The organism is Streptomyces sp. NPDC025651, assembly GCF_055558735.1.
On the sequence record NZ_JBVHLZ010000001.1, the window covers coordinates 1,194,393 to 1,205,354 of the forward strand.

Below are 10,962 nucleotides of genomic sequence, written 5' to 3' on the forward strand. Positions count from 1 at the left end.
GTGTGTGTTCGGCGGGGTGTCGGGTTCGCCGGGGTTTCGGGGTGAGCGTGTGTCAGGAGAGGCTGAGGGCCACCAGTGAGACCGTCGCCGCCGTCTCCGCGAGGCCGCCGAAGACGTCGCCCGTGACCCCGCCGAACCGCCGTACGCAGTGCCGCAGGAGCAACTCCGCGGCGCCGAGCGCGAGGACGACGGCCGCCGCGCCGCGCAGGACGTCGTACGTGCCGAGCAGCGCCCCGCAGGCCGCCGCCCCGCCCACCACGAGCGCGGCGACCAGCAGCGCCGCGCCGCGCGGGACGACCCCGGCGACGGCGGCGCCGAGGCCCTCGGGGCGGGCCGGCGGCACCCCGGCGCGGGCGGCCAGGGTGAGGGCGAGGCGCGCGGCGGTCGCCGAGACGACGGCGGCGAGCGCGCCGCGGGCCCACGATGCCTCGTACAGCTGGCAGAGGACGGCCACCTGGGCGAGCAGCACGAAGAGCAGGGTGATGACGCCGAAGGGGCCGATGTCGGACTGCTTCATGATGCGCAGCGCGTCGTCGGCGGGCTTGGCGCTGCCGAGGCCGTCGGCGGTGTCCGCGAGGCCGTCGAGGTGCAGGCCGCGGGTGAGGGCGGCGGGGGTCGCCGCGGTCGCCACGGCGGCGAGGAGGGGGCCGCCGCCGAGGACGGTCAGGACGCCGCCGACCGCGGCGGCGAGCAGGCCGACCACGAGCCCGGCCAGGGGGGCCCACTGCATGCCCGCGCGGGCCGCTTCGCGGTCCCACCTGGTGACGCGGACGGGGAGCGCGGTGAGGGTGCCGAAGGCGAAACGTATGCCGTCGGCGGGGGAGGTTCTGGACACCGCGGAAGGCTACCCCGGCGGAACTCCCCGCCCTGCGGATCGCTCTTGGGGGACGGAGGATGAGCCCATGGGTGACTGGTGGTACCGGAACATCGTCGAGCCGGGGAAGCTGCCGCTGCTGCTCGCGCTGCTGTCCTTCGTGGGGTCGTTCCTGGTCACCCGCACCATCACGCGCCTCATCCGGGCGGGCAAGGGGCCGTTCCGCAACATCAGCTCGGGCGACGTGCACATCCACCACGTCGTGCCGGGGATCTTCCTCATGCTGGTCGGCGGGTTCTGGGCGGTGGCCGCGGGGCGGCACGGCGTCGGGCCGCTGTACGCCGCCGTCATCTTCGGGATCGGCGCGGGGCTCGTGCTCGACGAGTTCGCGCTGATCCTCCACCTCGACGACGTCTACTGGAGCGAGCAGGGCCGCAAGAGCGTGGAGGTCGTGATGCTCACGGCCGCCCTGGTGGTCCTCGTGCTCACCGGCTTCACGCCGTTCGGGGTGAACGACCTGTCGGTCACCGAGCGGCACAACCGCGCCCTGTTCGCGCTGAACGTCGGCGTCAACTGCGCCTTCGCCCTGATCGCGCTCCTCAAGGGCAAGCTGCGGACCGCCCTGATCGGCATGGTGGTCCCCTTCGTCGCGCTGGTCGGCGCGATCCGGCTCGCCCGCCCGGGGTCGGCGTGGGCGCGGCGGTTCTACCGCAACCGGCACCGGGCACGCGCGCGTGCGGGGCTGCGGGCCTTCCGGCACGACCGCCGCTGGTCGAGGCCGCGCCGCAAGCTTCAGGACTGGATCGGCGGCTTCGTCGAACCGGATCCCGGCCCGGCCCCGGAGGAACCGGAGCGCGTCCCGCCGCGCCGGTGACGCACCGCGGAGAGCGCGCACAGCACGAACACCGCGGCGAGGGCGGCCAGGTGCTCCCGGCCCGCGAGGTTGTTCTTGACGGCCACCTCGAGGATCATCACGGCGACCACCAGGGCCCCCGTGAAGTACGCCCGGTAGCGCCAGCACACGTAGAGGGCGAGGCCCACCACGGCCGCCGACGGGCCCGTGTCGACCACCTGCGCGTCCGAGGCGGGCAGGCCGATGGGGTTCTGGGGGCCGAGCTCGATGCCCACGCGCGCGTAGAGCGTGCCGGCGAGCGTGGCCGCGTACCCGATGACGAGCGTGCGCCACCAGCCGAGGCAGATCTCCGCGATGCCGAAGACCAGCAGGATCTGCGCGAGCGCGCCCCACACGGGCAGGTCGAGCGCGGGCACGAAGAGCGAGAGAGGGGTGCGCAGCAGGGCCAGCCAGAGCGGTTCCTCGGCGCGCACGGAGCCGATGTTCTGGACGAACTGGTAGCCCCAGGACTGGTTCTGCACGTACTGGAACAGCGCGGTCAGGCAGACCGCCGACAGGGTCATGGGCACGGCCCGCCACCGCCGGGCGACGAGCGCGTCCCGCACGGTGGAGAACAGCGGTCCCCACTCGGCGCGGGCGTAGCGGGCCAGGGTGCTCATCGTCTCGACTCCAGATGTTTGCGGTGCAGCCACTTCGGCAGACCGGGCGCTTCGAGGAAGCCCTCCGCGCGCGCCGATGCGATGCCGATGCGCAGCAGGTCGCCGCTCTTCTCGAAGAGGAGGAACCGGGGTTCCCAGATCGGCCGGTACTTGGCGTTGGCCCGGTAGAGGGACTCGATCTGCCACCACCGCGAGAAGAAGCTGAGCAGCGAACGCCACAGGCGCAGGACCGGTCCCGCGCCGAGCCGCGAGCCACGTTCGAAGACCGAACGGAACATCGCGAAGTTCAGCGAGACCTGAGTGATCTTGATCTCGGGGGCGCGCTGCAGGAGTTCGATGACCATGAACTCCATCAGGCCGTTCTCGGAGTCGCGGTCACGCCGCATCAGGTCGAGGGAGAGGCCGTGCGGGCCCCACGGCACGAAGGAGAGCACGGCCCTCAACTCGCCGTTCCCGTCCGTGCATTCGAGCATCACGCACTGCCCGTCCGCCGGGTCGCCGAGCCGGCCGAGCGCCATCGAGAAGCCGCGCTCGGTCGCCCCGTCGCGCCAGTCGTCGGCGCGGCGCAGGAGCTCGGCCATCTCGTCGTGGGGGATGTCCTCGTGGCGGCGGATGCGGACCGTGTACCCGGCGCGCTTCACGCGGTTGTACGCCTGGCGGACGGTGCGCATGGCGCGGCCCTCAAGGGTGAACTCCGCGATCTCCACGATGGCTTCGTCGCCCAGCTCCAGGGCGTCCAGGCCGTGTCGCGCGTAGATCGTGCCCGCCTCCTCGCTCGCGCCCATGACGGCGGGGATCCAGCCGTGCTCGCGGGCCTCGGCGAGCCAGGGGTCGATGGCGCCGGGCCAGGCCTCCGGGTCGCCGATGGGGTCGCCCGAGGCCAGCGAGACCCCGCCGACGACGCGGTACGCGACGGCCGCCTTGCCGGTCGGCGACCACACGACGCTCTTCTCGCGGCGCAGCGAGAAGTAGCCGAGCGAGTCGCGGTCGCCGTGCTGGTCGAGCAGCGCGCGCAGCTTCTCCTCGTCCTCCTCGGTGAGCGGGTCGACGGCCCTGCGGGAGCGGAACGCGGCGTACAGGACGGCGCAGAGCAGCAGCGCGCTCAGGACGTTGATGGAGACGTTGACCCAGCCGGGCGTGGTGATGCCCTCGAAGCGCTTGTCGTCGGCGGCCAGCGAGACCAGGCGCATGGTGCCGTAGCGCCAGCGGTCCAGGAAGGTCGAGCGGTAGTCGTCGTGGGCGGTGTTGGTGAGGGTGACGAGCAGCGTGGCGATCAGCGAGGTGACCAGGAGCCCGCCGACCGCGACGACCGAGGCGAGTGCGGGGTTGGAGCGGTCGCCCTTGGCGTAGAACTCGCGGCGCCCGACGACCAGGGCCGCGACGAAGGCGGCGGTCAGGACGAGGGAGATCCAGTTCTGTGCGTACTGGCGGATCTCCGGGAAGATCATCGCGAAGGCGAAGAGCAGCAGGAAGAGCCCGCTGAGCACGAGGTTGAGGATCCATGCGGCGCGCTTGCGGCGCCGCATGGTGATCGCGAGGAACAGCGTGAACAGACCGGAGGCGAAACCCGCGGTCAGCAGGTACGGAGTGAAGTAGTTCTCCGTGTTGTGCTGCCGCAGGTCCTGTCCGAGGGAGACCCAGACCGCGCTCAGAAAGTTGATGAAGGTGACGGCGCGGAGATACCAGACGGCGAACCCCGCGGCGCGGCGCTGTATGACGGTGCGTGACTTCTGTCGCCCGGTGACGACCTGCTCATCTCCCATGAAAAGGGATCATATGGGGCGAGCGGGCGGTGTGTTGTGCCAGGTTGTCCGGTTCTCGCCCTACCCTGGCGCCGTCGCCTACTCGGCGGCTGCCTCGGAGGGTTCCTCGGCCGCCTCGGGGGACTCCGCCTCCGGCGCCGCGGGCTCCTGCTCGGGCAGCTCCGCGGCCAGCGCCGCGGCGGACTGAACCAGCGGCAGCGCAAGCAGCGCGCCCGCTCCCTCGCCGATCTTCACGCCGTGCGAGAGCAGCGGTTCGAGCGCCATCCGGTCCAGCGCCTTCGCCTGTGCCGGTTCCCCGCTGTCGTGTCCCGCCAGCCACCAGTCCGGTGACCGGAAAGCGACCCGCTGGGCCACCAGCGCCGCCGCCGACGCCACGACGCCGTCGAGGATCACCGGCGTACGCCGCACCGCGCACTGCAGCAGGAAGCCCGTCATCGCGGCGAGGTCGGCGCCGCCCACCGCGGCGAGGAGCTCCAGCTGGTCGCCGAGGACGGGGCGGGCCCGCCGCAGCGCGTCCCGCACCGCCGCGCACTTGCGCATCCACGCCAGGTCGTCGATGGCCTCGCCGCCCCGCCCGGTCACCACGGACGCGTCGGTCCCGCACAGCGCGGCGATCAGCGTCGCCGCGGGCGTCGTGCCGCCCACGCTGATGTCGCCGAGCACGACCAGGTCGGTGCCGGAGTCCGCCTCCTCGTCGGCGACGGCCATGCCCGCGCGCACCGCCTGTTCGGCCTCCTCCGCGGTCAGCGCGTCCTCGATGTCGATGCGCCCCGAGCCGCGCCGCACCCGGTGCCCCGCGACCTCGGCGGGCAGCTCGGACGGGTCGCAGTCGAGCGCCATGTCGACGACCCGGACCGGCACGTCGAGACGGCGCGCGAGCACCGCCACCGGGCTCTCGCCGGCCAGTACGGCGCGCACCAGATCGGCGGCGCCGCCCGCGGGCCGCGTGGAGACCCCGAGCTCGGAGACCCCGTGGTCGCCCGCGAACAGCACCACGCGGGGCCGCTCGACCGGCTTGACCGGCACGGCCGACTGGGCCGCCGACAGCCACTCGCCCAGCTCGTCGAGGCGGCCCAGGGCGCCGGGCGGCAGGGTCTGCCGTGCCCTGCGCTCCTCGGCGTCGCGGCGCACCCCGCCGTCGGGCCGCTCGATCAGGTCGGTGAAGTCGTCGAGATTCAGCGAGCTCATTCGGCGAACAGTACCGGGAGCGGTGGCGGCGTTGCTCGAACGGTCCTGCGGGCGGCGCACCCACTCAAGTGACGGTCCGTCAGGTCGGCCCGTCGTGCAGTTACGCCATGTGATGCATTGGATTCATAGCGTCATTGCACGGGCGCTGATGATCCCTTACGTTCCCGTTTGTATCGGATTGTCGTATCGCAGCTGAAACCAGACGAAACAGCCGCACCAGCTGTACCGCGTACCGCCGCACTGATCGCACAGAGGAGTCTCCTCCCGTGACGCACACCGTCATCGGCGTCAGCCCGTTCGGAGAGCCGGACGCACGACTCGCCGCCGCCGTCAGCCGGTCCGGGGGGCTCGGCATCCTCGACCTCGGCCCCGGCGACCGCCGCGCCCGCGAAGCCCTCGGCCTCGCCCGCCAGTGGGCGCCCGGCGCCTTCGGCGTCCGCATCCCGGCGGAGTGCGCCCTGCACCCCGACGACCTGAACGACCCCGAAGGGACGGGACCGCACACCGTCCTGCTCGCTCCCGACGCCCCCTGGCGCATCGCCCACGTCCAGGCCCCGACCGTCGTCGCCGAGGTCCGCAGCGTCGCCGAGGCGCGGGACGCGGTGGCCCAGGGCGCCGCCGGCATCGTCGTACGCGGCAGTGAGAGCGGCGGACCCTGCGGCGAGCTCTCCACCTTCGTGCTGCTCCAGCACGTCCTGGCCGACCCCCGGATCACCGTTCCCGTCTGGGCCTGCGGCGGCGTCGGCCCCCGCACCGCCGCGGCCGCCGTCCTCGCGGGCGCCCGCGGCGTCGTCCTCGACGTCCAGCTCGCGCTCCTGGACGAGGCACGGCCGCCGGCCGCCGTCGCCGCACTCCTGCGCACCGCCGACGGCTCCGAGACCGTCGTCGTGAACGGCCACCGCGTCCTGGACCGGCGCCGCCCCGGCGTCCCCGCCGCACTGCGCGAGCGCCTCCTGCCGCTGGGCCAGGACGCGTTCCTCGCCGCCCGGTTCGCCGAGCGGTACGGCACGGTCGACGCCGCCGTCCGCGCGGTGCGCGAGGGCATCGAGGGGTCGCTGCACGCCGATCCCGGCGTCCTGCGCGGCGGCTCCGCGATGTGCCGCGCGATGGGCACCGCGCTGCCCGTCGCCCAGGGCCCCATGACCCGCGTCAGCGACCAGGCGCGGTTCGCCGCCGCGGTCGCCGACGGCGGCGGCCTGCCCTTCATCGCGCTCGCCCTCGCCGCGCCCGCGCAGACCCGCACCATGCTGGAGCAGACCAGGGCGGCGCTGGGCGAGCGCCCCTGGGGCGTGGGCATCCTCGGCTTCGCGCCCGAGGAGGTGCGCACCGCGCAGCTCGAAGCCGTACGTGAGCTGCGCCCCACGCACGTGATCATCGCGGGCGGCCGGCCCTCGCAGGCCGCGGCCCTCGAAGCGGACGGCATCAAGACCTTCCTGCACGTGCCCTCGCCGGGCCTGCTCGGGCAGTTCCTCTCGGCGGGCGCGCGGCGCTTCGTCTTCGAGGGCGCCGAGTGCGGCGGGCACATCGGACCGCGCAACAGCTTCCCGCTGTGGGAGGCGCAGCTCGCGGTCCTGGAGGACTTCCTCGACGCGAGCGGTGACGACAGCGACGCCGTGGACCCCGGCGACGTCCAGGTCCTGTTCGCGGGCGGCATCCACGACGAGCGGTCGGCGGCGATGGTCGCGGCGCTCGCGGCCGGGCTCACCGGGCGCGGGGTGTCCATCGGCGTCCTGATGGGCACGGCGTACCTCTTCACGGAGGAGGCCGTCGCGTCCGGCGCCATCCAGCCGCTCTTCCAGAGACAGGTGATCACAGCCGAGAGCACCGCTCTCCTGCACACCGCGCCCGGCCACGCCACGCGCTGTGTCCCCAGCCCCTTCAGCGACGCCTACCAGGCGCTCAAGGACGAGCTGCGCGAACAGGGCGTCCCCGACCGGCAGGCCTGGGAGGAGCTGGAGCGGCTCAACGTCGGACGGCTCCGCATCGCCAGCAAGGGCATCGAGCGCATCGGCGACGAACTCCTCGACGTCGACGAGCAACGCCAGCTCGGCGAGGGCATGTTCATGGCCGGCGAGGTCGCCGTGCTGCGCGGCGCGACCACCACCGTCGACCGCCTGCACACCTCCGTAGCCGACGGCGCCGCCGACTTCTACGCCCGCCGCGCCCGCGACCTGAAGGCGCGCGAGCGGCCCGCCGAGCGGCCCGCGCCCGAGCCGCTGGACATCGCCGTCGTCGGCATGGCGGGCATGTTCCCGAAGGCCCCCGACCTCGCGACCTTCTGGGCGCACGTCCTCGCGGGCACCGACGCGGTGACGGAGGTGCCCGAGGGCCGCTGGGACCCCGCCCTGTACTACGGCGACGACGCCGACGCGCACGACGTCTCGGCCTCCCGCTGGGGCGGCTTCCTGCCCGAGATCCCCTTCGACCCGCTGGCCTACGGCATCCCGCCCACCTCGCTCGCCAGCATCGAACCCGTGCAGCTGCTCGCCCTGGAGGCCGCGCGCAGGGCGCTCGCCGACGCGGGCTACGACCGGCGCGAGTTCCCGCGCGAGCGCACCTGCGTCGTCTTCGGCGCCGAGGCGGGCAGCGACACCTCGAACGCGACGACGCTGCGGACCGTCCTTCCCTCGTACGTCGGACGCCTCCCCGAAGAACTCGCCGACCAGCTGCCCGAGCTGACCGAGGACTCCTTCCCCGGCATGCTCGCCAACGTCATCTCCGGGCGCATCGCCAACCGCCTCGACCTCGGCGGCGCCAACTACACGGTCGACGCGGCCTGCGCCTCCTCGCTCACGGCCGTGGACGTGGCCTGCAAGGAGCTGGCGTCGGGCGCCGCCGACGTCGCGCTGTGCGGCGGCGCCGACCTGCACAACGGCATCAACGACTACATCCTCTTTTCCTCCGTCCACGCCCTGTCCAGAACGGGACGCTGCCGCACCTTCGACGCGGACGCCGACGGCATCGCGCTCGGCGAGGGCGTCGCCTGCGTCGTCCTCAAGCGGCTCGCGGACGCCGAGCGCGACGGCGACCGCGTGTACGCCGTGATCAAGGGTGTCGGCAGCGCGAGCGACGGCCGCTCGCTCGGCTTGACCGCGCCGCGGCCGGAGGGGCAGCGGGCCGCCCTCGAGCGCGCGTACGCACAGGCCCGCGTCTCGCCCTCGGAGGTCGGTCTCGTCGAGGCGCACGGCACCGGCACGGTCGTCGGCGACCGCACCGAACTCGCCACGCTGAGTGGGGTGTTCGAGGAGGCGGGCGCGGCGTCCGGCCGCTGCGTGGTCGGCTCCGTCAAGTCCCAGATCGGCCACACCAAGTGTGCGGCGGGCCTCGCCGGACTCATCAAGACGGCCCTCGCCCTGCACACCGGCGTCCGCCCCGGCACCCTCCACGTCAACGCGCCGAACCCCGCGTGGACCCCCGAGGGCCCCTTCGCCCTCCACGACCGGACGCTGCCGTGGGCCGAGCCCGCGGGGCAACGGGTCGCGGGCGTCAGCGCGTTCGGCTTCGGCGGCACCAACTTCCATGTGGTGATGAAGGGGTACGAGGGCGGGGCCCCGCCCCGGCACGGCGCGGACGCCTGGCCCGCCGAGCTGTTCCTCTTCCGCTCGGACGGCGCGGTCCAGGAGCTCCTCGAACTCTGCGAGGCGGGGGAGCGGGCGGGCCGCCCCTGGCGCCTGCGCGACCTCGCGCTCAGCGCGGCGCGCAGGGCCGAACAAGGGGCGGGCGCGGGACCCGTGCGGGCGGCCGTGGTGGCCGATTCGCTGGACGAACTGCCCGCGCTGCTGCGGACGTTGCTGGCGGGCGAGTCGGCGCCGGGGGTGTTCAGGAACGCGGGGGACGGCGGCGGCCAGGTCGCGTTCCTCTTCCCCGGACAGGGCAGCCAGCGCCCCCGCATGTTCGCCGAGCTGTTCGCCGCGTTCCCCGAGACGCAGCGGCACCTGCGCGACGCCCCGGTGGACGCGCTCTTCCCGCCCGCCGCCTTCGACGACGCCGAGCGCGCCGCCCAGCGGGCCCGCCTCACCGACACGCGGTGCGCGCAGCCGGCGCTCGGCGCGGTGTCGCTCGCCGCGTACGACGTGCTCAGCGGCCTCGGCGTGCGGCCCGACATGGCGGCCGGGCACTCCTACGGCGAGCTCGTCGCCCTGTGCGCGGCGGGCGCCCTCGACTCCGCCGGGCTCGGCGCGCTCAGCCGCGAGCGGGCCGACGCCATCCTCGCGGCCACCTCGTCCCGCGCCGACGGCGACCCCGGGACCATGGCGGCCGTCGCCGCGTCCGCCGACGACGTGGCGCGGGTCCTCGCCGAGGCGCATCTCGTACGCGAGGTCGTCGCCGCCAACCACAACGCGCCCTCCCAGACGGTGATCTCCGGCCCCACGGAGGCGGTCGGCCGCGCCGTCGACGCGCTCACCACGGCCGGCTTCGGCGCCCGCGCGCTGCCGGTCGCCTGCGCCTTCCACAGCCCGCTCGTCGCCGGGGCGGTGCCCCGCTTCGCCGAGGCGCTCGGCCGCACGCCGGTGCGGGCTCCGGAGTTCCCGGTGTGGGCCAACCTCACCGGCACGCGCTATCCCTGCGCCCCTGAGGACGTACGCGGCCACCTCGCCGAACAGATCGGCGCGCCCGTCCGCTTCGCGGAGCAGATCGAGGCGATGTACGACGCCGGGGCGCGGATCTTCGTCGAGACCGGGCCGGGCACGGTCCTGACCGGCCTGGTCGGCAAGGTCCTCGGCGAGCGCCCGCATGTGGCGCTGCCCTTCGAACCCCGCCCCGACGCCGGGCTGCGCGGCTTCCTGGAGTGCGTCGCGGGGCTCGCGGTGGCGGGCGTGCCGGTGGCGGCGACGCGGCTGTTCGCCGGGCGCGACGCGGTCGCCGTCGACGCGTCGGCGGTCCCCGCACGGCCCGGCTGGACGGTCGACGGCCATGTGGTCCGCACCGCGGGCGGTGACCTGCTGCCGGGGGCGCTGCACCCCGCGCGACGCATCCCAGGGCTTTCCCGACTCATCACGGAGACGACGACTGTGACCGGTTCCGGTACGGACAACACGACGGGGGCCCCGGTGGACCGGGACGCCCTGCTCCACGAATTCCTGCGCAGCAGCCGCGAGATGGTGGCGGCGCAGCGGGACGTACTCATGACGTACTTCGGGTCGGGTGGGGTGCCGGTCGCTCCGGCCGCGGTGGCCGTGGAGGTGGCTCCGCAGCCGCAGCCGCAGCCGCAGCCGCAGCCGCAGTCGCAGCTGTCGGCCCGGCCGGAGCCCGAGCCCGAGCCGCAGGTGGAGGCTCCGGCCGAGGTGGATGTGCTCGGGACGGTTCTTGCGGTGATCGCGGAGCGTACGGGTTATCCGGTGGAGATGATCGAGCCGGATCTGGATCTGGAGGCGGATCTGAGTGTCGACTCGATCAAGCGGACGGAGATCGCGGGGGAGTTGGGCAAGCGGCTCCTTGGTTCGGGTGTGGATCTGCGGTCGTTGCCGGACGCGGAGCTGGAGGAGCTGACGCGGGCGCGCACGGCGTCGGGCATCGCGGAGTGGCTGACGCCGAGGGTGGCGTCCACGCCGAGCACGCCCGGGCCTGAGCCGGAGGCTTCGCCCGAGCGCGAGGTGGATGTGCTCGGGACGGTTCTTGCGGTGATCGCGGAGCGTACGGGTTATCCGGTGGAGATGATCGAGCCGGATCTGGATCTGGAGGCGG

Annotated in this window: 6 protein-coding genes; 2 read left to right on the forward strand and 4 right to left on the reverse strand. The window is 73.9% G+C overall.

The window, feature by feature from the left end:
* Window positions 1–52: 52 nt before the first annotated feature.
* Window positions 53–835 carry an adenosylcobinamide-GDP ribazoletransferase gene (locus ACZ4D5_RS05600; protein ID WP_467771028.1) on the reverse strand — a complete coding sequence of 261 codons (783 nt, stop codon included), beginning with the start codon at window positions 833–835 and terminating at the stop codon, window positions 53–55.
* A gap of 67 nt (window positions 836–902) precedes the next feature.
* On the opposite strand from ACZ4D5_RS05600, the gene ACZ4D5_RS05605 reads away from it, so the two are divergent.
* Window positions 903–1,688 (forward strand): hypothetical protein, encoded by a 786-nt coding sequence (locus tag ACZ4D5_RS05605; protein ID WP_467771029.1) that lies wholly within the window; start codon window positions 903–905, stop codon window positions 1,686–1,688.
* Here the strand turns inward: ACZ4D5_RS05605 and ACZ4D5_RS05610 are convergent.
* From ACZ4D5_RS05610 to cobT, 3 genes are all read right to left on the reverse strand, one after another.
* Complete coding sequence (locus ACZ4D5_RS05610; RefSeq protein ID WP_467771030.1) at window positions 1,607–2,326, reverse strand: hypothetical protein; 720 nt, start codon at window positions 2,324–2,326, stop codon at window positions 1,607–1,609. The genes ACZ4D5_RS05605 and ACZ4D5_RS05610 overlap by 82 nt on opposite strands.
* Complete coding sequence (locus ACZ4D5_RS05615) at window positions 2,323–4,089, reverse strand: phosphatidylglycerol lysyltransferase domain-containing protein (protein WP_467771031.1); 1,767 nt, start codon at window positions 4,087–4,089, stop codon at window positions 2,323–2,325. The genes ACZ4D5_RS05610 and ACZ4D5_RS05615 overlap by 4 nt, the downstream gene beginning before the upstream one ends.
* A 78-nt stretch (window positions 4,090–4,167) precedes the next feature.
* Window positions 4,168–5,277, reverse strand: coding sequence for a nicotinate-nucleotide--dimethylbenzimidazole phosphoribosyltransferase (cobT, locus tag ACZ4D5_RS05620; protein ID WP_467771032.1), 1,110 nt, complete (start codon window positions 5,275–5,277; stop codon window positions 4,168–4,170).
* A 266-nt stretch (window positions 5,278–5,543) separates the two neighbouring features.
* Between cobT and ACZ4D5_RS05625 the strand changes: the two genes are divergently transcribed.
* Window positions 5,544–10,962: beta-ketoacyl synthase N-terminal-like domain-containing protein (locus tag ACZ4D5_RS05625; protein WP_467771033.1), on the forward strand; the 5,419-nt coding region annotated here is incomplete at its 3' end.

Bases quoted from the DNA above. Each gene is read 5' to 3' on its own strand.
- ACZ4D5_RS05605 (WP_467771029.1), top strand. From the start codon at position 903: ATGGGTGACTGGTGGTACCGGAACATCGTCGAGCCGGGGAAGCTGCCG.
- ACZ4D5_RS05610 (WP_467771030.1), bottom strand. From the start codon at position 2,326: ATGAGCACCCTGGCCCGCTACGCCCGCGCCGAGTGGGGACCGCTGTTC.
- ACZ4D5_RS05615 (WP_467771031.1), bottom strand. From the start codon at position 4,089: ATGGGAGATGAGCAGGTCGTCACCGGGCGACAGAAGTCACGCACCGTC.
- cobT (WP_467771032.1), bottom strand. From the start codon at position 5,277: ATGAGCTCGCTGAATCTCGACGACTTCACCGACCTGATCGAGCGGCCC.